The sequence below is a fragment of the Sphingomonas alpina genome (genome assembly GCF_014490665.1).
Lineage (GTDB): Bacteria > Pseudomonadota > Alphaproteobacteria > Sphingomonadales > Sphingomonadaceae > Sphingomonas > Sphingomonas alpina.
The window spans coordinates 1084834-1111375 of the sequence record NZ_CP061038.1 but is presented as its reverse complement, the minus strand read 5'-3'; the positions used below and the strand labels follow the sequence as shown (position 1 = coordinate 1111375).

The 26542-nt window shown below is 64.2% G+C and carries 22 protein-coding genes and 1 pseudogene; 9 read left to right on the top strand and 14 right to left on the bottom strand.

Going from position 1 to position 26542, the window contains the following annotated elements:
* Positions 1 to 79 precede the first annotated feature (79 nt).
* Together H3Z74_RS05140 and H3Z74_RS05135 are read left to right on the top strand one after the other, a co-directional pair.
* The gene (locus tag H3Z74_RS05140) at positions 80 to 604 is read left to right on the top strand and encodes a GNAT family N-acetyltransferase (protein WP_229726902.1); all 525 of its coding nucleotides are present in this window, start codon (positions 80 to 82) and stop codon (positions 602 to 604) included.
* A gap of 57 nt (positions 605 to 661) precedes the next feature.
* Entirely contained in the window at positions 662 to 1588 is a 927-nt protein-coding gene (locus H3Z74_RS05135; RefSeq protein WP_229726901.1) for a L,D-transpeptidase, read from the top strand.
* A gap of 183 nt (positions 1589 to 1771) precedes the next feature.
* Here the strand turns inward: H3Z74_RS05135 and H3Z74_RS05130 are convergent, their stop codons facing one another.
* From H3Z74_RS05130 to H3Z74_RS05085, 10 genes are all read right to left on the bottom strand, one after another.
* The gene (locus tag H3Z74_RS05130) at positions 1772 to 2755 is read right to left on the bottom strand and encodes a DUF6607 family protein (RefSeq protein WP_187762881.1); all 984 of its coding nucleotides are present in this window, start codon (positions 2753 to 2755) and stop codon (positions 1772 to 1774) included.
* 248 nt (positions 2756 to 3003) lie between these two features.
* Positions 3004 to 3336: a DUF6481 family protein gene (locus H3Z74_RS05125; RefSeq protein WP_187762880.1), complete on the bottom strand. Its 333-nt coding sequence runs from the start codon at positions 3334 to 3336 to the stop codon at positions 3004 to 3006.
* A gap of 357 nt (positions 3337 to 3693) precedes the next feature.
* Positions 3694 to 5454 (bottom strand): M61 metallopeptidase family protein, encoded by a 1761-nt coding sequence (locus H3Z74_RS05120; protein WP_229726900.1) that lies wholly within the window; start codon positions 5452 to 5454, stop codon positions 3694 to 3696.
* A gap of 108 nt (positions 5455 to 5562) precedes the next feature.
* Entirely contained in the window at positions 5563 to 7836 is a 2274-nt protein-coding gene (locus tag H3Z74_RS05115; RefSeq protein WP_187762878.1) for a TonB-dependent receptor, read from the bottom strand.
* 271 nt (positions 7837 to 8107) lie between these two features.
* Entirely contained in the window at positions 8108 to 9280 is a 1173-nt protein-coding gene (locus tag H3Z74_RS05110) for a pyridoxal phosphate-dependent aminotransferase (protein ID WP_229726899.1), read from the bottom strand.
* A 99-nt stretch (positions 9281 to 9379) separates the two neighbouring features.
* Positions 9380 to 10714, bottom strand: a complete 1335-nt coding sequence (locus tag H3Z74_RS05105) for an APC family permease (protein WP_187762876.1) — start codon at positions 10712 to 10714, stop codon at positions 9380 to 9382.
* The gene (locus tag H3Z74_RS05100) at positions 10711 to 12216 is read right to left on the bottom strand and encodes a S10 family peptidase (protein WP_229726898.1); all 1506 of its coding nucleotides are present in this window, start codon (positions 12214 to 12216) and stop codon (positions 10711 to 10713) included. The genes H3Z74_RS05105 and H3Z74_RS05100 overlap by 4 nt, the downstream gene beginning before the upstream one ends.
* A complete protein-coding gene (locus tag H3Z74_RS05095; RefSeq protein ID WP_187762875.1) occupies positions 12200 to 14305 on the bottom strand; it encodes an amidohydrolase family protein in 2106 nt (701 codons plus the stop codon). Before H3Z74_RS05095 ends, H3Z74_RS05100 begins: the two co-directional genes overlap by 17 nt.
* Positions 14302 to 15270 carry an ornithine cyclodeaminase family protein gene (locus H3Z74_RS05090; protein ID WP_187762874.1) on the bottom strand — a complete coding sequence of 323 codons (969 nt, stop codon included), beginning with the start codon at positions 15268 to 15270 and terminating at the stop codon, positions 14302 to 14304. The genes H3Z74_RS05095 and H3Z74_RS05090 overlap by 4 nt, the downstream gene beginning before the upstream one ends.
* A 13-nt stretch (positions 15271 to 15283) precedes the next feature.
* Positions 15284 to 16777, bottom strand: coding sequence for a S10 family peptidase (locus H3Z74_RS05085; protein WP_187762873.1), 1494 nt, complete (start codon positions 16775 to 16777; stop codon positions 15284 to 15286).
* 225 nt (positions 16778 to 17002) lie between these two features.
* On the opposite strand from H3Z74_RS05085, the gene H3Z74_RS05080 reads away from it, so the two are divergent.
* Positions 17003 to 17482: an Lrp/AsnC family transcriptional regulator gene (locus tag H3Z74_RS05080; protein WP_183110556.1), complete on the top strand. Its 480-nt coding sequence runs from the start codon at positions 17003 to 17005 to the stop codon at positions 17480 to 17482.
* Positions 17483 to 17723: 241 nt separating this feature from the next.
* Here the strand turns inward: H3Z74_RS05080 and H3Z74_RS05075 are convergent, their stop codons facing one another.
* Complete coding sequence (locus H3Z74_RS05075; protein WP_187762872.1) at positions 17724 to 18194, bottom strand: Lrp/AsnC family transcriptional regulator; 471 nt, start codon at positions 18192 to 18194, stop codon at positions 17724 to 17726.
* A gap of 96 nt (positions 18195 to 18290) precedes the next feature.
* Between H3Z74_RS05075 and phhA the strand changes: the two genes are divergently transcribed.
* The 4 genes from phhA to fahA are packed head-to-tail and all read left to right on the top strand — an operon-like array spanning position 18291 to position 22068.
* On the top strand, positions 18291 to 19154 hold the full coding sequence (gene phhA / locus H3Z74_RS05070; RefSeq protein WP_187762871.1) for a phenylalanine 4-monooxygenase: 864 nt from the start codon (positions 18291 to 18293) through the stop codon (positions 19152 to 19154).
* Positions 19151 to 20362, top strand: coding sequence for an aromatic amino acid transaminase (locus H3Z74_RS05065; RefSeq protein ID WP_187762870.1), 1212 nt, complete (start codon positions 19151 to 19153; stop codon positions 20360 to 20362). Before phhA ends, H3Z74_RS05065 begins: the two co-directional genes overlap by 4 nt.
* Before the next feature lie 27 nt (positions 20363 to 20389).
* Positions 20390 to 20752: a homogentisate 1,2-dioxygenase gene (locus tag H3Z74_RS24835; protein ID WP_187762869.1), complete on the top strand. Its 363-nt coding sequence runs from the start codon at positions 20390 to 20392 to the stop codon at positions 20750 to 20752.
* Entirely contained in the window at positions 20749 to 22068 is a 1320-nt protein-coding gene (gene fahA, locus H3Z74_RS05055; protein WP_187762868.1) for a fumarylacetoacetase, read from the top strand. The genes H3Z74_RS24835 and fahA overlap by 4 nt, the downstream gene beginning before the upstream one ends.
* A gap of 115 nt (positions 22069 to 22183) precedes the next feature.
* On the opposite strand, the pseudogene H3Z74_RS05050 reads toward fahA, so the two are convergent.
* Positions 22184 to 22357: pseudogene (locus tag H3Z74_RS05050) on the bottom strand (type IV secretory system conjugative DNA transfer family protein); the annotation flags it as partial.
* A 166-nt stretch (positions 22358 to 22523) separates the two neighbouring features.
* Between H3Z74_RS05050 and H3Z74_RS05045 the strand changes: the two are divergent.
* Entirely contained in the window at positions 22524 to 23201 is a 678-nt protein-coding gene (locus H3Z74_RS05045) for a hypothetical protein (protein ID WP_187762867.1), read from the top strand.
* A gap of 354 nt (positions 23202 to 23555) precedes the next feature.
* Here H3Z74_RS05045 and H3Z74_RS05040 read toward each other — a convergent pair whose 3' ends face one another.
* Together H3Z74_RS05040 and H3Z74_RS05035 are read right to left on the bottom strand one after the other, a co-directional pair.
* Positions 23556 to 24524 (bottom strand): quinone oxidoreductase family protein, encoded by a 969-nt coding sequence (locus H3Z74_RS05040; RefSeq protein ID WP_187762866.1) that lies wholly within the window; start codon positions 24522 to 24524, stop codon positions 23556 to 23558.
* 48 nt (positions 24525 to 24572) lie between these two features.
* The gene (locus H3Z74_RS05035; protein ID WP_229726897.1) at positions 24573 to 25169 is read right to left on the bottom strand and encodes a TetR/AcrR family transcriptional regulator; all 597 of its coding nucleotides are present in this window, start codon (positions 25167 to 25169) and stop codon (positions 24573 to 24575) included.
* A gap of 49 nt (positions 25170 to 25218) precedes the next feature.
* Between H3Z74_RS05035 and H3Z74_RS05030 the strand changes: the two genes are divergently transcribed.
* A complete protein-coding gene (locus H3Z74_RS05030) occupies positions 25219 to 26454 on the top strand; it encodes an MFS transporter (RefSeq protein ID WP_229726896.1) in 1236 nt (411 codons plus the stop codon).
* Positions 26455 to 26542: the final 88 nt, after the last annotated feature.

The following is a 26542-nucleotide window of genomic DNA, read 5'->3' as shown; positions in this document are numbered from 1 at the left end:
TGGTTTCCGACGCTGATCGGACCCGGCTGCATTGGCTACATCCTTCTCGGGAAAGCCATTCCGATCGAGGATATCCAGCGTGAATCAGACCAAGACAGGTGATATGCTCACCACGCGAACCGGCTTCCGCTTCCACGTCCGGCCTGCTTTGTATGAAGATGATGGAACGCTGAAGGATTTCTTCTCGCATGTCACTCGCGCCGATCTGCGCTTCCGTTTCCTGACTGGCCTGAACGAAGTCGGCACGAGCCAGATCACCGCCCTCACGCACCTCGACCATGATCATGCGGAAAACTTTCTCGCCTTCACTGCCGATGGATCGATGATGATCGCGACCGGCATGCTCGCATGTGATGCGGCGTTCGAGCATGGCGAGGTCGCGATCGCGATCCGCGAGGATCACAAGCGTCTGGGGATCAGCTGGGAATTGCTCGCCTATATCGCCCGCTATGCGGAGTCGAAGGGCGTGCACACACTCGAAGCGATCGAAAGCCGCGACAATCACCAGGCGATCGAACTGGAACGCGACATGGGCTTCACCGTCGCGCCTTACCCGGGCGACCCGACCCTGATGCTCGTCAGCCGCCAGCTCGACCGGCGCTGATCGGTGATCGGAAAACATGTGTTGTTGCGGTGCGCGGCCATGGTTGCGCTGATGGGAATGAATACAGCCGCGACCGCGCAAACGCCGCCAGCATCGACCGATGGCGCAGTCGAGGCGCTCAAGCCCGGCGAGTTCCTGTGGGCACCGGACATCGCGCCGGCCGGGCCAGTGACGATGATCGTCGGTCTCAAGACGCAGCGCGCCTATCTTTATCGCAATGGCCTCCCGATCGGCGTTTCGACGATATCGAGCGGTCGGCCTGGTTATCAAACCCCGACCGGCATATTTACGATCCTGCAGAAAGACGCGGACCACACATCCAATCTCTACAAGGATGCACCGATGCCGTTCATGCAGCGGCTGACCTGGGGCGGGATCGCATTGCACGCCGGCCATTTGCCCGGTTATCCCGATTCTCACGGCTGTGTGCGGCTGCCCTTGGCGTTCGCCAAATTGTTGTTCGGCGTCACCCGCCTGGGTCTCACCGTCATCATCACCGATGACGCTGAGGCACCGGAGATATCGCCCACACCGGGGATCATCGCCGCTGGGCCGGATGACATGCATCAACCGCCCGAAGATTATATCTGGCGGCCGGACAGGTCTCCCGCCGGTCCGATATCGATCGTCGTCAGCGGGCGAGACCGTCGCGTCGTTGTACTGCGAAATGGCATAGAGATCGGATCCGCGGCGATCACCATCGATGGTCCGGTTGAGAGGACCGAGGCCTTCACGCTGAAAAGCATCGATCCAGCCGGCATCCACTGGCTGAGGCTGCCGCTGCCCGGCAACCCAAAGCCGATTGCGCCGGAACTTACCCCGATCGAGCGGGCCCGGGCGCACCTTCCCGAGACTTTTCGCGTTCTGCTCGACGGCATCCTGAGCCCAGGCACCACGTTGCTGGTCACGCGCGACTCACTCCGCAGCAGTGGGACCGGCACGAATATCGTTGTGCTGGCGGTCGGCGACACTGCAGCTCCTTAAGTCGGCTGTAAAAGTCCGCTTTGCGAAGAGTCTCAAAACGGCAACAGCGACCGAGATCAGGTACAAAGCTGCCATTTTCTTCGTCACCCAGAAGATTCAAATGGCGACCTCCAGCGAGTCACACCATCGGTGCCTCCAAGAAAGCGGAGATGACGACAGGAAGCCGTCTAAATTCATCGAACCCTAGCGCCTGGTGACCTCGGCAATTACCGCCCTCGCCTTCACAACCGCATCGGCGGTCTTCAGCTTGCCGGCCTTGATGTCGTCGGCATAGCCCATCAGGCGCTCGCCCGAGGCGGAGCCGGTGTCGGCGACCTCGGCCACAACTACGCCCTTGTTCGCGACAATCGCCGCATCCCAGGCGGCGCGTACCGCAGCCCAATAATCTTTGGTCGCGGTCCAATAGGCGTCGGCGGAGTCGACGTCATAGTCGCTGTCCTTCACATAGGTGTTGAGGACCGATTCCTGGACGAAGGGCACGAGCTTTCCGCCGACCAACCCCATCTTGATATTGTCCTGCCAGTGGATCCAGCCATTGGGTGACGGCGAGTGGCGGTTGATGCTGAAATAGCGGTCATAGGGCGGCTTGCGCACCGCATCGCGGCGCGCGAGCGGGCGCCATGACCAGTCGCTCTGCCAGCGCGGTATCCCGCCCTCGCTGGTCCATTTACCCCAGCCGCCATAGCGCGGGGAATCATCGGTCTGCCACACGGTCTGCGACCAGCTGCCCTTGCGCTGGTCGGCCGGCACGTCCGTCAGCCCCCATTTCCCCTGCCCTTCATAGGTCAGCACCGTGGCGGGCTCATAGGTCCAGTCCTGCCGCCAATGCTTGATCACCATCGGGTCGCTGCCGGTCGTCCCGACGACCAAGAGATGCTGCAGGACGATGTGCGTCGGGCTGTCCTCGACCACGCGCACGCTTTCATGGCCACCGGAAAGCTTGGACTGGATCGGCGTATAATCGGCGCGCCACGGCGTGGTTTCGCGGAAATCGAACGTCACCTTGTAATCGCCCGCCATGGCGAGGATCGCGGCACGGTCAGCGGCCAATGAGGGCCCGAACAATACCGGCCGGGGTCCGGTGACAATCGTCTCTGCAAAGACAGGTCCGGAAAACGGCAGCGCCAAAAGCGCGCCCAGCAAGCGGGCTTCCCTGAAGCGAATCATTCCACGTCCCCGATCTTCACTAATGCGAGTAATTCTCGTTAGCACGAGAAGGCAGGGGCCGGGAAGCGTCAAACCGCGCCGGTTGGGCGGTCGATTGAGTTCAGGCTGATATCGCAATAGCGGCGCGGAAATGATTCCAGGCCGGATCGGCTCACGCCAACGCGATGCAGGGCATGGGCCTGCAGGTCGAATTTACGGAGATTTTAATCGCTGCGGGCCGTGACAAACCTCCGATGGAGGTCAGGCGGTCAGCGCTTGCCCTTCTTGCGTGCGGCGTAGCGCGCGTCGCGCGCCGCCTTCTTCTCGGCCTCGGTCAGTTGCGCGCGCTCGACTGCAGCAGCGGCTTCGGCGAGCGCCGCTTCAGCGCGGGCGATCTTGTCGAGCTTCGCCTGTTCGGCGGCGGCAAGCTTGTCGGCGCGGCGCTTGGCATCGGCCACTTCCTTTGCGGCACGTGCGGCAGCGCGCGCCTCGGCAACCGCCGGATCGATCGGCGGCTGAGCCTTCAGTTTCTCCAGGGCCTTCTGCTTGGCTTGCGCGGAGAGCGCCGCCCGGTCCTGAAAGCTCGGTTCCTTGTATGCCATGCGGTGTCGGTGCCTTTCGGGCGCGTCTATATCATGAAAACTGGCGGAGAGGGTGGATTCGAACTCAGGCGACAAGCCATTGTTCTTCCCAACTTTCCGATCGACGAATCTTTCGTGGTACCATGAAATGAACCACAAAAAGTTTTCGCCTGAAAACCGGAGCTTGGCGCCCCAGTTCGACTCCGTGCGCCTCTATCGAACTCAGGGTACATGGTCAAGCGGGAGCCGCCCGCGGTGCGGCTTCCGAAGCGCAGCGAGGCGCTTCGTGGCTCGCGCGGAGAAAGCGTTGAAATCACCCTCTTACGGTGAAACACGAACGCTATTCAAAAGGGGCGCCAAGCGACCGGGACAGGTTCGTCAAAGTGCGCAACCTTGTCGCGCGGCACCGGGCACGAACTCCCACTGATAGGCGTCGACGGTCTCGCCGCGCGGCAAATAGGAGATTGGCAGAACGCCCTGCCCGCGCCGCACCTTGAGACGGATCAGTTCGGTCTGCTCGCCCTGGATCCCGTCCTGCGGCACCGGATCGACAATCTCGTCGCCATTGCGCAATCCCGCCTTGTCCGCAGCGGATCCCGGAACCAGCCCGCTTACCACGCGCTTCGGCTGGGCAAGGACATCGGTTGCAAAGCCCAGTTCATAGCGCCGTAGCGGGCGGGTGGTCCGACGGAAGCAGGCGCCGAAGGCATCCGAAGCGGGCACCGGCATCGCCCCGTCCAGGAACGCGCGAAAATCGTCGACGGCTCCCGGTCCAAGATGCTGTGCCAGCAACGCTTCCCAATCGGCATTGCCGGTCACCTTGCCGGTCTTTTCGATCGCCAGCATGGCGAGCATCAGATCGTCGAGCGAGGTCTTGCCGCCGCTGGCCTTGCGCAGCGCATCGTCGACCGTGACGAAATAGAGCATGCCCCGGTCATAGGGCAGCGTTCGCACGCGGGTGTCGGCCCAGAAGCGCAGGGGCACCTGGCTGTTCGGGGCGCGGGCCATGCTGCTGGTGTAATACCGCGCCGCGGTCCAGTTGATGTCGGCCAGATATTCCTCAGGGGTCAGCATCCCGAAGCGGAACGGCAGCCGCGCCTGGTAGAAGGTGGCAAGCCCCTCGCCGAACCACGAGGATTCGAGGCCGGCGGGGCTGGCGATATAGGGCTGGAAGGTGTGGAACATCTCATGCGCGAGCGTCAGCCGGATCCTGGCGACATCCGAACCGCGCCCCGTGCCGAAGGTGGTCACGAATGACCGGTAGAGACCGACGCCGCCGCCCGCATTGATCGGATTGTAGCGCAGGAAGACGCCATAAGGCGGCGAGTCCTTCTGGCCGAACATGTGCGCATAATGATCGTAGAGCGTACCGGTCCAGGCGAGCAGCGCGCCGGCATCGAAGCGGGGATCGCCCTGCCATGCGCCGAAGAAACCGCCGGCGGGAGTGCTGGGCGGCCAGGTGCCGATCCGCCCGGCCATGAAGAAGCTCATCCGCAACTGCGCGCCATCGAGCGGCTCGGCGGCGGTGACGCTACCCTCGCCGAGTGAGCTGACGCCCCGGCTCCCCTTGGGCGCGCGGGTCAGATCCCAGCCGAAGGTCGTGCGATACCGGTTGTCGCCGGGGGGCAGCAGCAGGAAGACATGGCCCGCCGCTGACACCCCGCCGCCATCGGCAGTGAAGGAGAAGGGCGGCGCCGGGCCGCGGGGCGGCAGGGTCGCCTCGGCCGGCACGCTGTACTGAATGGTGACCGCGCCCTGCACCGCGCGGTCGACCAGCCATTCGCGTGACGGTCCGCCGCCGACCGCGTCGCGCATACTCGTCTCGGGCAGGTCGATGTCACGCGCGGTGAGATGCAGCACACCCTTCGCGTCGCGCGCGGTGATGGCGGAGATCGTGGTGGCCACCGTGTCGACGTTGCTGGCGACCATTGGAAGGCGGAGCAACGCGTCGCCCCGGCCGGCAGCGATACCGCCGAAGCGCAAGGTGATCCGGACGGTGCCGATCCGCGTCCGGGCGGCGGGTGCTGCGATCGGCGCCAGCGTCACGGCAAGGGAGGTGCTTCGCTCCGCCGCACCGGCGATGGACGGTGTCGCGGGTGCGAACGCCAGCACGAGGCCCGTCAGAGCATAACTGATCAACGCCGGTCGCATCGGTCCACCTCGATCATATCCGTACCAAAAAAGATGCGCAGGACCGGGGGCCCTGCGCATCTCGATATCATGAAGCGCGATCGCCGCCCGCCATGATCAGAACGATCGCGCCAGGGTTATGCCGATGGTGCGCGGCTGGATGAACAGCGCGGTCGGCACATTGACGCCGTTGCGATTGTCCGCAGCGGCGACGCCGCGCTTGTCGAACAGGTTGCGGGTGTAGAGGTTGACGCTCCAGACCCGATCATAGGTCAGACCGGCACGGATATCGACCGTGGTGTATTCAGGCATCAGGATGCGCGGACGGGTCGCGTTCGCGGCGTTCGTCACGAAGGTGCTGGCACGATCACCGAGATAGATGGCCGTGAGGCCCAGGGTGCCTTCGAGCGAGTCGGACAGATCGAACGTCTGCTGCACGTTGACGTTACCCGCGACCTTTGCCGAGAATGGCAGGCGGTCACCCGCCAGCCCGCTCAGCCCGGTGGCACCGGCGAGCGTCGGCAGATCCTGGGTCAGGGTCGCATCGGTAAACGTCAGGCTCGCATCGATGGCCATGCCCCGCCAGGGCGTGAGGTTTGCCGCGAATTCCAGGCCCCGGCTGCGTGCCTTGCTGCCATTGGCAAGGAAGGTGAGCGAACTGATCGAATCGGTGCCCTGCAGCTGGATATTTTTCCAGTCGATCTGGAACAGCGAGGCATCAAGCGTCAGGACGCCGGGAATGACCTTGCCCTTGAAGCCGAATTCATAGTTCACGACCGTATCCGAGCCGAAGGACTGCGGCACCGATGGCGGCGCCGCGATGTTTGGGCCGCCCGGACGATAGCCGCTCGCGACGCGGATATAAGCGATGATGTCGCGCGAGAAATGATAGCTCGGCGAGATCAGCCAGGTGAAGGCACTGTCGCTCGAATCGGCGATCGTCGTGCCCGAACCGAAGACCGGAGCGGTCTGCGGCGAGGTGTCGAGGGTCGACTCATTGTGCTGCTTGTTGTGCGCATAACGGCCGCCAACCTGGACATCGAGCTTGTCGGTCGCGTGCCAGGTGAGATCGGCGAAACCGGCATATTCGCGATAGGTGCCGGGACCGGTGCCGACATAGGGCGTTGCATTGAGACTGCCCGTCGCGATCAGCGTCTGGTTGGTCGCGGCATGTTCGACGGTGTAGAAGCCGCCGGCGAGCCAGCTGAAGCTGGTGCCGAAATCGCCGCCGAAACGCAGTTCCTGCGAGAATTTATGCGTCTGGTCGGCATTGGCGATCTGCACGGTCGGTGCCGTCGATAGACCATAGACTGCCCGCAACAGACCGCCGAAGACGTTGGTCACATCGCTGGTAATGACATTGTCCGCACGGCTCCAAGCGCTGATCGAGGTGATGGTCACACCACCGAGTTCGAGCTCGCCGCGCGCCGAGTAGAGCTGGAATTTCGAGTTGTTGATCGAATCGAGCGAGTTGATCGTCAGGTCGCCATAGACCGGCTCGAATGTCGTCACCGCCGTCGCTCGCGTGGGCGAGGTGGCAAGCGTGCATGCTCTGCAGACCGGAACACCGCCCGCGGTGATCGCCAGGTCGCTGTTCATCGCGTCCTGCTTCTGGTGGAGCGCCGACAATATGATGCGGAAATTATCGGCCGGTTTGATCAGCGCGGCGCCACGAAAGCCCCAGACGTCACGGGTGTTGACGTCCTTCGCCTTCAGCGCGGCGGGATTGGCGTTGTCCAGATAGGGTGCGTCTTCACGCTTGAAGCCGCTGCCAGCAATCGCCAGCCAGTCGGTGACCGGGATGTTGACCGAGCCGCGTGCCGCATAGCCGGTGCCGCCATGCGCGATGGAGGTGCCGCCAAGCTCGATGCGGCCGGAGAACGCGTTGGTATCGGGTTCCTTGAGCACATATTTGATCAGGCCGCCAAGGCTCGACGCGCCATAGAGCGTACCCTGTGGGCCGCGCAGCACTTCGACCCGGCTGACCGCGCTGGCATCGAAATCGGGAAGCGGCGGCTGGCCGGTACCGGTGGTGCCGCCGAACTGGATGTCGTCGACGAGCAGCGCGACGGTCGGCGCGGTCGCGCCGCCGGTGGTGACGCCGCGCAGCGCCAGGCCCGACACGCGCTGGTTCGAATATTGGAGACCCGGCACACGGTCGAAATATTCCGACAGACGATTGATGTTCTGCGAGGTCAGCGTGTCCGCCGAGATCGCGGAGATGGCGACCGGCACGTCGATCAGGCGCTCGGCGCGCTTCTGTGCGGTGACGATGATATCGCCGGCCGAATTGTCGTCGGCGGGCGGCGCCTCCTGGGCGACCGCCGGCATCGACACCGCCAGCGCGATGACCGCCGCCGAGATGGAGATGGTGTGTTTCACATCTTTCATTCTTCGTATCCCCCTAAATCCGCGGATCCGGGTCCCTGGTGAGACCGTCTACATCCGGTTCCGAAGCCTCTTTTTGCCGCCCACCCGAAACGCGATTGTCATCGTCGCTTCCGGCGAACATCCCTCATCAAGACATCCGCAGATTACCCGTGCACCGCCGTCATATTTATTCTGATTCGAGGTCGCCGGGCGGCTTCGTGCATAAACTTTCGCCGATTACGACCGAGTTGGATCAAGTTTGCCCGACCGCGCCGGCCTCTGCTCAGGCCGGTCAATTCGCGCCGACGGCCTGGGGCTGCCGGACATATGCGCGCAGGCCTTCCTCCAGGCCGCGCAAGCCGGCGTCCAGCTTGTCGCCCTCCTGGCAGAAGCCGATCCGGACATGACCCGGCGCTCCGAAATATTCACCCGGCGCGACGATCACACCCGACCGTGCGATCAGCCATTCGGAAAAGGCACGGGTGTCCGCGACGCCGGGCAGCGACGGAAAGCAGATGCAGCCGTCCTGGGGCAGCACGCCAGCCATCAGCCCCTCGGCGACCATGCCATCGAACCACGACTGGAAGCGCGGACGGCACTGCGCGACATAGTCTCGTGAATGCTGATCAAAGGCGCTGCTGTCCGCCAGCACATGCGCGGCAACGGCGTGCGACAGCGTCGACATGCCGAATTCGATGCGGCCGTTCAGCTGGCGAAGCCGCTCCATCACGTCCATCGCGCCGACGATCCAGCCGCAGCGCAATACGCCCAGGCCGTAGATCTTGGTGAGGCTCGAAAGGCTGATGACCGCCGGGGACAGCGCGGCGGCCGCCTGAGGGCGTCGCTGCTCCGGGATATAGTCGCGATAGACTTCGTCGACCACGAGCAGGACGCCGCGCCGTTCGGCCAGCGCCGCCAGAGCGCGCATCCTGTCCTCGGAAATCGCCATGCCCGATGGGTTGTGCAGATCGGACAGCACGATCAGCCGGGTGTCGGGCCGCAGCCGGGCCTCGACCTCGGCCACATCGATGGCGAAGCGATCGCCGCTGCGCTGGAAGGTGTCGACCACAGCCCCGGACGCTTCGGCAAGGTGACGGAACAGATCGAAGCCCGGCGTCTCGACGAGTACATGGTCGCCCGGCCGGACGAAGGCACGGTAGATCAGCGAAAGTCCGCCGGTGGCGCCGGTCGTGCACAGCACCTGATCGCGCTCAACCGCATAGCGTTCAGCCAGCATGTCGCGAACGAGAGGATTGCCGTCGCCAAAGGCACTGACATAATAGCGTGAGAAGGTCGGCTCGACCGCTGCCAGCACGGTGGTGCGCAACAATTCGCGCGGTTCGGGCACCGAACTTTCGAACAGGCTGACGGTTTGCCCGTCATGAGCGCGGGCCTTGGCGAGTGCGCCGCGGACCCATTGCGCATAGCTTCCATCTTCGGGAAGTGTCGTCACCGACGCCGGCATATTTTCTTCTCCAGACATGGCGTCCTCTCTACCGGCGGCGGCAGGCACTAATTATTCTATCTCGGACGACTGGATCGCCATTCCGCATAATTTGATCGCTTATTCGGCCAAATCGCGCTTGGTATTGCCCGAACCGCCCTTGCGGCCTTTCAGGAACCAATAGGCCAGGCCGATGACCAGCCAGCCACCGACCAGCAGATAGGGGCGCGGATCGGCCTCGATCCCGAATATCCCGACCAGCAGCGCGCAGACCATGCCGGCATAGCCCAGCACCACGACCGCCCTGCGCGACAGCGGGATCGTCGAGCGGGCGTGGATGTCGGGATGGCGCCGCGCCACGACGGTCGCCGAATAGGAGCAGGCCATATATTTGAGCATCGTCGGGATATTGACCGCGAGCAGCAGGAAGATGAGGCTCGGCGGCAGCAACAGGCCGAACATCGCGCAGACATAGCCGAACAGGATCGCCCCGTGCGGTGTGCCGAAGCGCGGATGCACCGCGCCGATCGCGCGCGGCAGCGCACCGTTGCGGCCCATGGCGAACAGGCTGCGCGAGAAAGTGAGCGCCGCCGCGTTCATCGACTTGATGATCGAGAAGAATGCCGCCCCGACGATCAGGGGGATCGCCAGATCGCCCAGTACGACTTTCGATGCGTCGAGCAGCGGCGCCTGGCTCGCGGCAAGCTTTTCCGGCCCGACCAGACCGAGCGCGGTGACGGCGACAAGGCCGTAGACGATGGCGGTCAGGCCGATCGCCAGCGCGATACCCAGCGGCACGTTGCGCCGCGCGTCGCGCACCTCTTCGCCGATCTCGACGGCGGATTCGATGCCCAGAAACAGGCTGATCATCAGCGGTACGACCGCGAGGATCGCCAGCGGCTGCGTATCGAGCGGATTGCCGACCAACGCGGCATCGAAATGTGGCAGGCCGGTTGCGACGAAGATCGCGAGGATGATCAGCAGCAGCGCCATCAATTGCGTCTGCACCTTCGCAGCTATCGATACGCCGATATAGTTGAGCGCGAAGATCGCCGTGATCGCCACCGCCATGACGGGCTTCACCGGCAGGGGAACGACCATCGCGAGATAACTGACCATCACTTGCGACAGGATGGTCAACGCCCCGACATTGGAGATGATCCGCAGCCAGGCGATGATGAAACCGACGCCGGGATGGATGAAACGGGTCGGCCATTCATAGGACGCCCCCGACACCGGCAGCGCCGAACCGAGATAGGCATAGACCGCCGCGAACACGAGCATCGGCAGTGCCGCCACGCCGATCGCGGCGAGCAGGCCCGACCCGGCGACCTGCGCGGTCGGCTGGAGGATCGAGAAGATCGAGACGCCGATCGCAGTACCGGCGCCGAAGGTGACGACGCCGACCAGCCCGACGCTCTTGCGCAGGGTGGCACGTTCGATCGCGGAGCTCACTTGCCGCCGCCGACAAAGGCGCGGATATCGCGGATCAGCGCGGTGCGCGCCTCGGCGCCGAGATAAGGCATATGCCCCGACGGATAGGCATGGAAGCTGGTGGCGCCCAGCGGCACTCCGGCATGGGTCAGCGTATATTCGGCGGTGCCGAGCGGCGTGACGAGGTCGTAATAACCCGTGCCGACCATCAGCCGCATCGCCGGGTTGCGGTTCATCGCCGCGGCGAGATCCACCGCGAAATTCCGGCCCAGCGGCACGCCCGCGCCGGAGCCATAATCCCAGCGTGCGTTGACGTCGCGAAAGGCGATCGGCTGATAGGGCGTATCGAGATCGACCTTGAGCGTCGTCACGGCATAGTCGTTCCAGGCCGCGGCAAAGCCCGGGACATATTGTCCCATCGCCGGATCGTCGGCGACCGGATCACTGCCCGCCCCCTGCAACGGCAGTACGAAGCGCGCGTCATAGAGACCGACCCGCTGGCCACGATCGGCGAGCAGCAGTTTTGCGAAGGCCGCGCCCGAAATCCGCAGGTCGCTGGCAAGGATGTCCCTTTCGGATATGCCGATCAGCGCCGACATCTGGCGTGCGACCTCGGCCTTGCGGTCGGCGGGCAACCGCGATCCGGCGTAGAGCGCCGGCAGATAGCTTGCGTCGATGAACCGCCGGGCCGCCTCGGCCTGTCCTTGCGGCGTACAGCCGGCCGCGACCTTGCGGAAATAGCAAGCGGTCGCGGCCTGTGATGGCAGCAGGCCCAGATAGGGGCGATCATCGCCCTCGGTACCGCGCCCCATGTCCAGCGCCTGGCCGAGCAGGATCACGCCGTTGAGAGTCAGGCCGTCCATTCCACCGGTCTGGGTCGGGCCGCCGGCCATCAGCTTCGCCATCACCGCCGCGCGGATCGTGCCATAGCTTTCGGAGATCAGGTACCGGGGTGCGTTAAGCCGGCCGTGGCGGCGCAGCCATTGCTGCATCACATCGACCATCGCCTGCGCGTCCTGCTGCGTGCCGTAGAATTGTTCGGCCTTTCCGTCCGGCAGGATCCGGCTGTAGCCGGTGCTCGGCGGATCGATCAGGACGATGTCGGCGACGTCGAGCGGGCTGTCGGGATTGGCGACGGTGGCGAAGGGAGCGACCGTGCGCGCCGTGGCCGGATCGTCGAAATCGACACGGCGCGGGCCCATAAGCCCCATGTGCAGCCAGATCGAGGCGGAACCAGGCCCGCCGTTGAAGGCGAAGATCACTGGGCGCGTGAGGGGCGCCTTCACGTCGCTGCGGATATAACTGGTGAGGAAGATGCTCGCGCCGGGCAGCAGATATTCTTCCACCGCCGCCGCATAGCGAAGCCGAACCCCACCGAAGCTGCCTTGGCCTTCCGATCGGAAGATGCGCGGCTGCGGCGTTTCGCGCGCGGCCGGCGCGGGGGCCGCGAGGGCCGGACCGGCGAGTAGCGCGGCGAACGCCAGCCCCAGGCCGATCAGCGCACGATCAATCCTCATCGACATGCTCTCCATATCCGAAGCCGACCGCGTCGCCGCCACCGTCGCGCTCGGCGACCTTGGTGGCCGCGCGGATGGTGGGCGCGGTGGTGAACGGCGTAATGCCCAGCGCGCTGTAGATCTCCGACGGAAAATAGATCGCCCCGCCCCGGATCACCATGCGCGGGCGCCGGATCGCGGCGATGTCCTTGGTCGGATCGCCCGGCACCAGCACGAAGTCGGCCAGCTTGCCCTGCGCGATGCTGCCCAGCCGGTCGGTCCGGCCGAAGAATTCCTCAGCCCCCAGCGTGCCGGCACGCAGCGCTTCGGCCGGGGTAAGGCCCGCCTTCACATAGAGCTCGATCTCGCGCTGTACCGAAAAGCCCGTCGCGTCGTCCGTGCCCGGCAACAGGCGGATGCCGGCCTTGTGGAGCATGCCGACCGTCTCGAGCATCTTGTCATAGCCCGACTGATAGGCGGCCTCCTGCGCCTTATCGGCGATCGTCACGAACGACCGCTTGCGGTAGCGTTGGAAGCCGATCGGCATGTGCGACAGGAAATCCTCCTGCCCCATCGGCACCTGCCCCGCGCGGCTCATCATAAGTTGCTCGAGGATCACCACCGTGGTGTCGAGCGCGACGCCGCGCTGCTTCATCAGCCGCACCGTCTTCTGCACGGCTTCCGAATTCAGATCGAGCGATCCCGCGCGCGACATCGCGGTCAGGCGCAGCGGCGTGCGGCTGTCCTCCTCGGGCCGCAATATCCAGCCAAGCATCAGCTGGTTGAGATGGGCGATCGAGTCATAGCCGTCAGCGATCACCCGGTCGGGCGTGTCGAAGGCAGGGACATGGCCGGTCACCCTCAGGCCAAGCCGGTGCGCTTCGGCGGCGATCGGCTTCACCCAGTCGGGGTTCATCGAATTGTAGATCTTGATCTCGGCATAGCCACGATCGGCGTACCAGCGGACATCCTTCAGCGCTTCGTCGATCGAGGACGGGATGAAGCCGTAGCGCGCCGAATAAGCGCTGCGTCCTTCGATAAAGCCGTTCGGCACGATGCGCGGCCACGCCACCTGGCCGCTGTCGATCTGCGATAGCAGGTTCTGCAGGAAGCTGTTGTCATTGCCCATGTCGCGGGTCGCGGTGACGCCAGCGGCGAGATACATCAGGCCCGACGGTAGGGTGGCATGCGAATGCATGTCGTGCAGGCCCGGATAGACGGTGCCGCCCTCGCCATCGATCAGCACTTCGTCCTCGGGTGCCGGCAGCCTGTCGTCAGCGATCACCTGGGTGATCGTGTCGCGCATGACGACGACCGTCGATAGCGGTGACAGCCTGCCCGTCTCCGGATCGAAGATGCGGACGTTGCGGATACGGACCGGCACATCGAAGCGGTGCGCGAGTTTGCGCTGCAGATCGAGCGCGCGCCCGGTCTCCAGTTCACCGCCGAGCCGGGCAAGCATCGGCACCGATGCCTCATAGCCCTCGCGGATCGTGATGCCGTCAGCCGACGGCCCGAACAGCGCGAACAGCTTCTGGTCCTTGTCGAGCAGCAGATAACTGGGGTTGAGCTGCACGCCGTTCAGCCGCCAGGCGGTGACCTTTGTCGCGGCGGCGCCGTCGCCCAGCGTGAGCGTCTGCAGCTTCTCGAGCGAGATTTTGCCCGATGGCAGCACCGCAATGCTGTGATCGGGCTGCGCCAGCGCGGCCTGGGCATAGACCCAGATCGCATAGGGGCTGTCGTCATTGACGACATAGAGCGGTGGGCGCTTCGCCCTGGCGCTGCCCGTATCGGCCTGGCTGATCCACTGCGCGCGGCCGGCCGACCAGCGGTAGCTTTCGTCGACGGTGCCGCCCATTAGCGACGTGCCCTTGATCGTCCAGGCGATCGGAACGCCGCCTTCGCCAAAGGTCAGGTCTTCGCGATGCTTCGGGCCGCGGCCATTATTGTCGACCCGATAATCGACCACCGCATGATCGCCCTCGGTCTCGACGACGACCGTGCCGACCTTCTCGCCATTGGACAGGATCGACAGTCTTTCGGTCGCCGCGAAAGCGGATGCCGGCACAGCGAGCAGCAGCGAGGCGGCGAGACTCTCGAGGAGGAGTTTCTTCACGCGATGATGCCTTTCGAGGCGGCGCGGGCATGCAGATACGCCACGGCGGCGAGATCCTGCACGACATGGCCAAGCGATTTGTAGATCGTGATCTGCTCCGGCCGTTCGCGCCCGACGAGCGTGCCTGCATGGACCTCGCCGATCTCGCCGACGACATGGTCGTCACCGACCAGGCCCGCGTCGCGCGCGACCGCCAGTTCGGCCGCCTGGGCGAGCACGCCGGGCCGATAGTCGGCGATGTAGCGGCCGGCCGCGACCAGCGCGCTGTCAACCTCGACCGGGCCGAGGAAGCTTGACCCGACTAGATTCACATGGGTGCCATCACCGACCCAGGAGCGGAACAGGATCGGCTCCGCCGATCCGCTGACGGTGCAGATCACGTCGGCCTCGGCGGCGGCTCGTTCGCCATCGGTCATGGCCTCGATGGTCAGCCCCAGCTCGGCCGACAGCCGCGCCGCGAGCGCAGTCGAAGTGCCAATCGATCGGCTCCACAGCAGGATGCGGTCAAAGGCACGGACATGGCGCAGCGCGCGGATATGGGTTTCGGCCTGGGTTCCCGCGCCGAAGATCGCCAAGGTCCTGGCCTCGGGCCGGGCCAGCGCATCGGTCGCCGCCGCCGTCGCGCAAGCGGTGCGGATGCTGGTCACGGCTTCGGCGTCGGCGATGCATGCGATCTCGCCAGTGCCGGCCGCAAAGGCCACCACCACGCCGCGATGCCGCGATCGGCCGGGCCGCACAGGATCCTCGGCGACGCTGACCAGCTTGGCACCGAAGCTGTCGATCGCCGCCAGATCGCCCGGCATCACGCCGAACAGCGCGTTGTCGGCAATCTTTACGATCTGGCGCAGCGGCTGCGCCTTGCCGCTTTCGGACAAGGCCTGCATCGCGCGGCGCATCGCCGCGATGCAGCCCGGATAATCAAGCAGATGTTCGACCTGCGCGGCGTCGTAAAAGGCGATCGTCATTCCGGCGCCCCAATCAGCGGACCAGGCTTCGGATATCGTCGCCGATCGCCCTGGCCGTCGCCGCCACCGAATAGCCGGTATGGCCGCCGTCATAGTAGCGCAGCGTCACGCGGGCAGGATCCCAGCCCGACTGGGTCGACAGCAGTTCGGCCGCGCCCATCGTCGTCTGGGTGTCGTAGATGCCGTTACCGACGAGGAGACGGAAGCTCGGATTGAGCTTCATCATCTTGCCGATACCCTTGTAATAGGGCCAGTCGCCGAACGGGCTCTTGGCGTCGCCCCAGCCCCAGTCTTCCAGGCCCGCAATCTCCACGGCCGGAACATAGGGATCCGTCCAGTCGACCTTGAGATCGTCGCGGATATAGCCGGGGAAGAATTTCTGTACGCCCTGCATCAGCACATCGGAAGGATCGGGCGCATTGCCCTTGTCGGTGATCGGCGCGGTGTAGCGCGCATCGGTACGACCGAGCAGCAGACCCTGGTCCTTGAGCAGTTCGGCCCGGTAGCGTTCCTTGGTGATCTTGAGATCATTCGCCAGATACCAGTCTGCCGGAATGCCACTAAGCTCGGCCAGCCGCGCAGCGACCCGCCGCTTGTCGGCATCCGATGCAGCGCTGCCCTGGTAAAGGACGGTCAGATAGTCTCCCTTGGCGAAGCTGCGCGCCTCGGCGAGGAACGCGTCGAGCGAGCGCCCCTTGCGATCGGCCTTGCCATGATACCAGCCGATTGCGGCGATCGTCGGCAGCGAAGCGATGTAGCTGGTGACGTTGGCCGGCCGCTGCGAATATTCGACGATGTTGGCGGCCTGCCCATAAAGGAAGACACCCGCAAGCGGCAGCGGATCGGGGCTGTCGGCCAGCTGGCCGGCAATCTCAGCCGCGCGGTTGGTGCCGTAGCTTTCGCCGGTGAGATACACGGGCGCACCCTCGCGGCCGTGCTTCTTCAGCCAGGCGCGGATGAAGGCGGCGAACTGACGCGCATCGGCCTGCACGGAGAAATATACTTTCGGATCGGTGCCCGGCGCGGCGCGGCTGAAGCCGGTCGAAGCGGGGTCGACGAAAACCAGGTCGACCGCATCGAGCGGTGAATAGAGATTGTCGACCAGCTTGAAGGTCGACGGGTCGGCCTTGACGTCATCCGGATAGGCGACCCGTTTCGGCCCGATACCGCCGATGTGCAGATATTGGGATGGGACGATCGGTCCGCCGTTGAACAGGAACATCACTGGCCGGCGCACGGGATCGGCCTTGTCGCGCGTATAGGCGAAGCTGACGATCCGCGCGCCTTCGCTATCGGGGCCGGTCGAGACCGGCAGCCCTTCGACCGTTGCGGTATAGGCGATGTTCCGGCCGCCGAACTGCCCCTTGTGATGCGTGACGACGTCGGGGTGATCGACCTGGTCGTGAACCGCGACCGGCGCGGCCGGCTGTGCCCAAGCCGGGCAGGAAAGTGAGATGGCCAGCACCGCGCAAGACAGTGAGCGGGCAAAGGCGGACTTCAACGTCATGCGGGATCGGCCTCCAATCCTCGCACCTTAGAGTCACCCCGAAGAAATGATTATGCGAACTTTGATGTCATCGCCCGGAGGTTGCATAAAATTTTCTCGGGCCGCCCGGATAGACTCGGTATTTCGCGGATATGTTTAGTCGCGGATTGCTCGAAGGGCCGGTAAAGTTATGTTGCACCGGCACGCCTCGCGCCATCACAACAGCGCCCGACAGGAATATCGCCCATGACCGACCCGCTCACTTCGATCGATCTGAAGATCCTCGAGCAGCTTCAGAAAGACGCCTCGCTCTCGACGAGCGAGCTCGCCGAGCGTGTCGGCCTCTCGCAGTCGCCCTGCTGGCGTCGGCTGCAGCGACTACGCGAGGAGGGCTATATCGTCGGCCAGGTCGCGCTGCTCGACCGCACGAAATTCGGTGAAAGCCTTTACATCTTCGCCACCTTGAAAATGGTGACGCTGAGCGATGAACAGCGCGCCGAGTTCAACCGCAGGATCGAGACGACGCCCGAGGTCATGGAATGCCACACCATTTTCGGCGAACGCGACATTATCCTGAAGATCATCGCTGAATCGCTTGAATGGTATCAGCGGTTCATCTTTCGGGTGATCCTCAAACTTCCCGGGGTTCAGGACGTCCAATCGACGGTGACATTGACCGAGATCAAGCGAACAACGGCGATCCCGGTGCGCAAAAGCCGCTACTAGCTTTTACCAGCAATTGAGGGGGGTCGCTCAGCTTTCTAGCGGCTTTGACGAGATTTTGGGCAAGCGCCTCAACGCCGACCTCAGTCGGACCGGGAAGAGCGGCTTCGTCGATACGAGTACGAGGTAATCGACGAGCCAGGACAATTTATGCACGATCACGCAAGGGCGTCGAATGGCCGGTCACTGCACGGCTGCGAACTGCCGCATCGCGCTACGCCGCGCAGCGAGGGTATCGTGCTTCCTAGATTGGCAAGGCGGTGGTGTATTTCGTCATCGACAACGCGAAATGCGATGAGGCACCCGCCACTGAGGTGTGGGCAAGCAGGGTCAGCATCAAAAAGTCATTATAGTCGGTGACGTCGGCGGCGACGATCCGCAGCAGATAGTCCCAATCGCCCGACATCGAGAAGCACTCGATGATTTCAGGCCGGCCATCGACGAACTGCTCGAACGCCTGCCGCGCCTCGATCGCATGGCTGCGCATGCGGATGTTGCACAGCACATTGACCCCGCGGCCCACCGCTACCGGGTCGACCAACCGCACCGTGCGACGCAAGACGCCATTCGCTTCCAGCGCCTTGACCCGTCGCCAGCACGATGCGGATGACGCGCCGACGCGATCAGCCAGATCGGCATGACTGAGCGTCGCATTGTCCTGCAGCAACGTAACGATTCGCGCATCGATGGCATCGAAGCGATGAATATCTTTCATATTTTTCCATTCTTGGTGAGATTCATTTCTATTTTAGGCTGAAACCTCGAAAATAAGATAGGCATTATGCGCTGAGATGATGCGATCTTGCACTACATGGCTCATGCAGAACTGACCCGCCCCGAGGGGGCTGCCAAAGACTGGACCATTCCACAGGATTGGGCCGCCTATACCGCCGAGGAGCACGCCACCTGGGACAGGCTGTTCGACCGCCAGGTGCGCATGTTGCCCGGACGCGTGACCCCGGAGTTCCTCGATGGTCTCGACGTTTTGCGCCTGTCGAAACCGGGCATCCCGGATTTCGGGGAATTGTCGGATCGGCTGATGAAGGCGACCGGCTGGCAGGTCGTGGCGGTGCCCGGGCTGGTGCCGGACGAGGTGTTCTTCGATCATCTGGCCAACCGCCGCTTCGTCGCCGGCAACTTTATCCGCACGCCCGCGCAGCTCGACTATCTGCAGGAGCCAGATGTGTTCCACGACGTGTTCGGGCACGTCCCCCTGCTCGTTCACCCGGTCTTCGCGGACTATATGCAGGCCTATGGCGTCGGCGGTCAGCGCGCCGCCGGGCTCGGGGCGATCGATCGGCTGTCGCGGCTCTATTGGTATACGGTCGAGTTCGGGCTGGTGCGCTCGGGCGAAGGCCTCCGGCTCTATGGCGCGGGAATCGTCTCGTCGTTCACGGAGTCGGCCTTCGCGCTCGACGATCCTTCGCCCAACCGTATCGGCTTCGACCTCAAGCGTCTGATGCGCACGAAATACCGCATCGACGATTTCCAGCAGAATTATTTCGTCATCGACAGTTTCGAGGACCTGCTCGACCAGACTCTCAACACCGATTTCGGACCGCTTTATACCGAGCTCACAGGCCAACCCGATATCGAGATCGAGACGATCCTGCCGGCTGACCGCGTCTATACCGAGGGCACGCAGGCCTATGCTCGCGCAAAGGTGGCGGCATGACGCTCATCCTCGACCGGTGGTCGGCCGCCGCCCTGTTCGATACGCTGGATCGTCAACCGGCGGACGCCCTGCTCGCGGTGATCGGCATGCATCGCGCCGATCCACGGCCCGACAAGATCGATGTGGGCGTCGGGGTCTATCGCGACGCCACCGGCACGACGCCGGTAATGCGCGCGGTCAAAATGGCCGAGACGCGGCTGCTCGCGGGACAGGACAGCAAAAGCTATTTGGGGGCCGAGGGCGACCAGGGTTACACCGACCAGCTTGCTACCATCGCGCTCGGCGGCACCTTGGCGGCGGATACACGGATCACCGGCATCCAGACACCGGGCGGTACCGGCGCATTGCGGCTGGCGGCAGAGCTGATCGCGCGGTCGGGCAAGGCGCCGACGATCTGGATCGGCACGCCGACCTGGCCCAATCACGGGCCGATCTTTCGCGAGGCCAAGCTGACGGTCCGCACCCATGCTTATTTCGATGCCGCACGCTCCGATCTCGATTTCGAGGCATATGTCGCGGGCCTGGCCGAGGCCAGGGCGGGCGATGTGCTGCTGCTGCACGGCTGCTGCCACAACCCGACGGGCACTGCCTTTTCCGAGGAGCAGTGGCAGATTCTGACGGCGCTGGCCGTGGCGCGCGGGCTCGTTCCGCTCATCGACCTTGCCTATCAGGGGCTTGGCCACGGGCTGGACGAGGATGCGGCGGGCATGCGCGGGATGCTCGCGGCCGTGCCGGAAGCACTGCTCGCCTATAGTTGCGACAAGAATTTCGCGCTCTATCGCGAGCGGGTCGGCGCGTTGTGGGTGCAGGCCGCGACGCCGGCGGCGGCGGTACCCGTGCGCGAAACGATGCTGGTGCTTGCGCGCAGCCTGTGGTCGATGCCGCCCGATCACGGCGCGGCGGTAGTGCGACTGATACTCGAAGACGCCGAACTTGCCCGCGATTGGCGGGCCGAGCTCACCGAGATGCGCACGCGGATCAATGACCTGCGCACCGCACTTGGCCAGGCGCATCCGGCACTCGCGCCGATTGCAGGGCAGCAGGGCCTGTTCGCGCTGCTGCCGATCAACCGCGACGCGGTCGCGGCGCTGCGCGCGGCGCACGGCATTTATATGCCCGATGCTGGCCGCATCAACATCGCCGGGCTCCGCAGCGAGACCGTCGCACCGTTCGTCGAGTCGCTTACGCCGCATCTTCCGCACTGCTGAAAAGACGTGAACATCCCAACCCCGATTGTGAGCACCGATACCGGCTATGTCCCGGGTTTCGGCAACGATGTTGCGACCGAAACCGTCGCCGGCGCACCGCCGATCGGCCGTAACTCGCCGTGGCAGGTGCCGTTTGGGCTCTATGCCGCGCAGGTCTCGGGCAATGTGTTCACCGCGCCCCACTGTGGGAACCGGCGCTCATGGCTCTACCGGGTGAGGCTCGCCGCCAGTCACGACGCCTTTGTGCCCTGCGCCTGCGCGCCGTTCGAGCGGATCCAGAAATTCCAGAGCAGGCTTTGTTCAACCCGCTGGGCGATCGAGAGCCCCGCACTGCAGCCGGACTATGACGATTGCCGGGCCAATTTCCCAACTGCGGCGCGGCGCAAATGACCTCCTTCATCGACGAGACTCACGATCCGCAGCGCGCCAGCTGGATTGCGAGCGCGCAAGGCCACCCTGATTTCCCGATCCAGAACCTGCCGTTGGGCATGTTTTCGGACGGCAGCGGCGGCGCCCCGCGCGGCGGCGTTGCGATCGGCGACTTTATCCTCGACCTTGCCGCGCTGGCGCAAAGCGCGCTTCTGGACGATACCGCGCGCCAGGCGGCGCAAGCCGCGTCAGGCGACTCGCTCAATCCGCTGCTGGCGCTCGGCGCCGGCCCGCGCCGCGCGCTGCGACGTGCCGTATCGGCGCTGCTCGACAATGACCTCGACTATCGCGATGCGGTCATGCCGATGCTGCATCCAGCGAGTACTTGCACATTGCACGTGCCAGCGCGGATCGGTGACTATACCGATTTCTATGTCGGCATTCATCACGCCACCAATGTCGGGCTGCTGTTCCGCCCCGACAATCCGCTCCTGCCCAATTACAAGCATGTGCCGATTGGCTATCATGGACGTGCGTCGTCGGTGCGCGTGTCGGGCACGCCTGTTCTCCGGCCGCACGGTCAGCTCAAGGTGCCGGACGCCTCGACCCCTGCGCTAGCTGCCACGCGCAGGCTAGACTATGAGCTCGAACTGGGTGTCTGGATCGGGCCCGGCAATGTGCCGGGATCGGCGATCTCGATCGAGGAAGCGGGCCAGCATATCGCCGGGATCGGCCTGCTCAACGACTGGTCGGCACGCGACGTCCAAGCCTGGGAATATCAACCGCTGGGTCCGTTCCTCGCCAAGAATTTCTTGACCACCGTGTCCCCCTGGATCGTGACCGCCGAGGCGCTGATGCCCTTCCGGATCGCCCAGCCGCCACGGCCCGAGGGCGATCCGGCGCCCCTCCCCTATCTGCTCGATGCCGATGACCAGGCACAAGGCGCGCTCGCCATCACGCTCGAGGTCACGATCATGTCCGAACGTATGCGCGCCGATGGGCATGCACCGCTACGACTGAGCCGGGGGCCAGCATCGAACATGTATTGGACGATCGCTCAACTGGTCGCTCATCATAGCGTCAATGGCTGCGATCTGAATCCCGGCGACCTGTTCGGTACCGGCACTATTTCAGGGCCGACCCGCGACGCCTATGGCAGCCTGCTGGAGCTATCGCGCGGCGGCGCCGAGCCGGTGACGCTACCGACGGGTGAGACACGCACGTTCCTCGAAGACGGCGACATGCTCTCACTATCCGGCCGGATGGAAGCCGACGGCCGGGTCAGCATCGGCTTCGGCACCTGCACGGGACTCGTGGTGCCAGCCCGTGCCGGCTGATGCTGCTGCATGATTATTGGCGCTCGAGCACTTCCTATCGGGTGCGGGTCGCGCTCAATCTGAAGACTCCCATCTACAATCAGACCGCCGATGCCCGCCTGATTGCATGCAGCTGGCTGGTCTCGAAGAAGTCGAGGCGGCCGAACGCCGGAAACTCGTCGAGCATCATCGGCAGCTGGTGCCGGCGCGCCGTGGCGCCGGGCTGCTCGAGCCGTTCGGTCATGCGGCCGCCGATCTGGTTGAGCACGAGGCGCACCAGCGGTTTGGTCCGGCCGATGTTCGAGGGCGGCCGAAAGGGTTTTCGCGGCGGCCGTTCGGCGATGCAGCAAGAGTCATGGCGCAGGTGCGCCCCGAACCCACCCCGCCATTGACGCCAGGCTTCAGCCCCTTACTTTCCGAACCCGGTCGACGTGTCGGGAGACAGTCGATCCAGGAGGCTAAAGGCTGCGCTGATCATGAAAGCTCTGGCAATCGTCCTACCACTTGTTCTGCTGCCATTCGCTTGCTCCTTCGCGCAGGCGCAAGACCGGACCGCGCCCCTGCCGGCGGGCATCGCGCCATCGAAAGAAGCGATGGTTCAAGGGCTGTACGCCGAGGCCGGATTCGGGCGCATCGATGTCAGGGACGACCTTGAGGCACTTGAAACCGAGTGCAAGACCCGCGGCGTCGACGCGCGGGTCGAGGGACGCGACCTGCTCTGGAAGGGAAAGCACGCAATCTACCGAAGTCATGCGAACGTGGCGGTCTTCGAAGATACGCCGACCATCAAGGTGGATCGCCAAGCATGCTCGGCCAAGATAACGCTGTCCCGCAGCGTCACAGCGAAATCCGGCCCATGGTCGGAAATCCGGACATCAGAATGGATCAATCAACATCCGCCCTGCTCACGCTTCAGTCGCTGCTGGACGAGAATAATCGCCAGCGTCAACACGCAATGCACCGACCTGGGAGACGGCCTGGTAGGATCCACCATCTGCTATTCTTTGCAGGAGGATCTCAGTAAGGATCTGATCGTGGCTAGGTCGAGCTACACAGATGACGGAAGCGGGCCGGATACGCAGTGGGCCCTCGACTTGGTCCTCACCGATGTGCTGATCGACCCTGTGGTTTTCGCCAAAGCACCGACTCGTTGACCATTCAGCAGCCAATGTCGGTGCCGGCCCAGGATTGGTACGACAGGGTCAACACGGCAGCGGCGGCGACCAACGACACCCATGTAATGACGGACTTTTGACGGAAGCCGGTTAGCACAGCATCGCTGCGCTAACCGGTGATCGGCAATGACCGATACTGAGACGCGCGTAGCTGCTTTTTACCGGACCAGCGGGCATGGGTCGGCTGCGGATTGACGGCTCTTGGCTGAACGATCCGCCAAAGCTGAGTCCGCGCCGTTCCAGAGAAAGCAGACCCACTCGATGGACGGGCACCCGGAGAAATACCCTATCAACCCTCACAAAGGCCCATCGTCGGATTGGCCGTGTCCGCGTTCACGGGAAGAGCAGCAGCTTGCCCGTAGTCGCGCGGTTCTCCATCGCCTGGTGTGCCTTAGCGGCCTCCGACAATGCGAAGCCCGTCGCGGTTCGCACCTGTAGCTTGCCCTCGCGGACCCATTCAAACAGGCGAGTTGTGTGCGCTAGCAGAAGCTCGGGGGTATGAATGTGATCGGAGAAGACCGCGTATCCGAGCTTGATGCTGCGCGGCAGGCTCATGATGTCGATCTGGCCCGGGCTACCCAATACTGGACCGAACCAGCAGAACGTACCCGAGCGGCGTAGCGATGCGATCGAGCCGTCAAAGGTTGCAGGCCCCGACCCGTCATAAACGACGTGTACGCCCCCGCCCGACGTGAGACGGAGCACCTCCGGCGCGAAATCGCCCTTAGCGTCTACAATGACATGATCGGTGCCGGCAGCTCTCGCGGCTTCCACCTTGGCGGCACTCGAGACCCGGCCGATGACCGTGCCGCCGCGCAGCTTGATAATCTGGGTGAGCAATTGCCCCAGTCCACCCGCGGCCGCATGCACGAGCGCGACGTCCCCCGGCTGGACCGGATAGAAGTCAGTCGCAAAGTGGCTGGCGGTGAGACCCTGCATCATCAGCGAGGCGGCAGTGCGATCGTCGATATCGTCGGGAACCGGCACCAGCGACGCTGTCGGAATCACAATCCGTTCGGCATAACTGCCCGGCGCATAGACCCAAGCGACGCGCTGCCCGATCACAAGGTCCGCTACGCCATCCCCCAGCGCAACGACGCGCCCTACACCTTCGACGCCTAACGCCCGGGGCAGCGGCATTTCGTGCCAGGCCATGCCCTGACGCACGCCAATGTCCATGAAGTTGACGCCGCTAGCCGCGATTTCGATCAGCACTTCACCGGGCCCTGCGACAGGTTCGGGGAGATCCATCAGTTCCAACACCTCGGTCCCGCCGATCGCCGTCATCACCACTGTCTTCATAGTCAAACTCCTTGTTGAATGATCGTTCCAAAATTAGGCAAATAAAGGTCAGCGCAGGGCGCGCAACGCGAGATCCCCAAGAGCGGCGACCTGCTCCCGACCTGCGCCAGCCCGCGCAGCGAGGCGGATGCTGGAAATCGTCGCGATGACAAAGGTCGAAAGGCTGTCGAGATCGAGATCGACGGCGACATCGCCTTGCGCCTGAGCAAGGGCTAGGGCATCCTTCACGGCCTTGTTAAGCGTCCCGCTAGAAGCCTCACGAAGCTTCACGAGTTCGGGCTTGGTGCAGCCGAACTCGACGGTGGCGCTCAGGCCGAGGCACGACTTGCTTGCCTCCGCTACCACCCGGTCGAGCATCGCGCGGATGCCGTCGATGGCACGTTCACGGCTCGCCAGCGTCTCGGCATGCGTGCGCACTTCATTTTGCGAATAGTGCTGCACCGCCGCTCGGTAAATGCCCCATTTGTCGCCGAACGTGTCGTACAAGCTCTGCCGGCCGATCCCCATCCCATCGACGAGCCTCTGCGCCGAGGTGCCTTCATAGCCATGCTCGCGGAACACCTCCACCGCAGCCTCCACGGCCGTCTCGACGTCGAATTGCTTGGGTCGTGCCATATCGCTCAGATAATATGCTGGAACGATCATTCAAGATGTGATTGAAGGCCTTGATCAATTTCTTTGCGGCAGCTTCCTGATGATCACTCCAACCTGGTACCGTCACCTCGACCCAAACAGCCGCCGCGCGTTCCGCAGTACCTATGCCGGATTCAGCGTCGATGCGATGAACGTCCAGCTCTATTCGTTTATCCTGCCGGTGCTGCTGACGCTTTGGCACTTCTCTCCTTCGGCCGGTGGATTGCTTGCGACCGTAACGCTCGTCGCGTCGGCCGCCGGCGGCTGGCTCGCGGGTTTGCTGTCAGATCGACTGGGCCGGGTGCGCGTTCTGCAGGTAACCATCCTTTGGATGGCCGTTTCCACCATGCTATGCGGACTGGCGCAGAATTACGAGCAACTGCTCATTGCGCGAATGCTTCAGGGTTTCGGTTTTGGTGCCGAATGGGCGGTCGGCGCGGTGCTCATGGGTGAGATCGCCAACGCTGCGACGCGCGGCCGCCTGGTCGGGACCGCACAGAGCGCCTGGGCGGTCGGCTGGGGCCTCGCTGCTGCGATCTCTCTCGTCGCCATCGCCGTGCTGCCGCCCGAGCTCGGATGGCGTGCGGCCTTCTTCGTGAGTCTGCCGCCTGTCGCCGCGATCTTCCTGGTCCGCACGCGACTCCAGGAATCCGCCACGTTCCTGGCGAGCCCAGGTGTCGATGTCTGGCACCGGATTTTCTCGTCCGGTATGTGCGGCAACACCGCCCGCGGCTGCCTGCTCGCGATCGGTACGCATGGCGGCTATTGGGCGCTCGCGACCTGGTGGCCGACGATGCTGCGGCTCGAGCGCGGCATGAGCCCGGCCGAGACCGCAACGCACATGGCCGTCCTCGTCTCGGGGTCCCTCGCCGGCTATATGCTCGGCGCCTCGCTCGCCGACCGGATCGGGCGCCGTGCCACCCTCGCCCTGTTCGCGCTCGGCGGCATCGCCACCGTGCTGGTCGCTACCGAACTACCGGTTTCGGCTTCCGTACTGCTGGCGCTCGGCGTGCCGCTCGGTGTGTTTGCCATGGGGCTCTACAGCGCGATCGGGCCGGTGCTCAACGAACTCTATCCGACGCGGCTGCGCGGATCGGGCCTGGGCTTTTGCTATAATGTTGGCCGCGGCGTGGCCGGCTTCACGCCCCTTGGCGTGGGCGGTAGTATCTCAGCCTTCGGCATTGCCCATTCGATCGGCATCTACGTATCCGTCGCCTATGTGCTGGTGCTGATCGCAGCGGCATTGCTGCACGAGACGAAAGGCATGGATTTCATGGCTGCCCCGGCGGCAGCTTGACTGCGCTCGCCTGTTAGCCGTTGTTAGGCCGCAGGCGGGCCGCGTGTTCCTCACAACAGATCACAGCGATTAACAGGCCTTCCGTTGC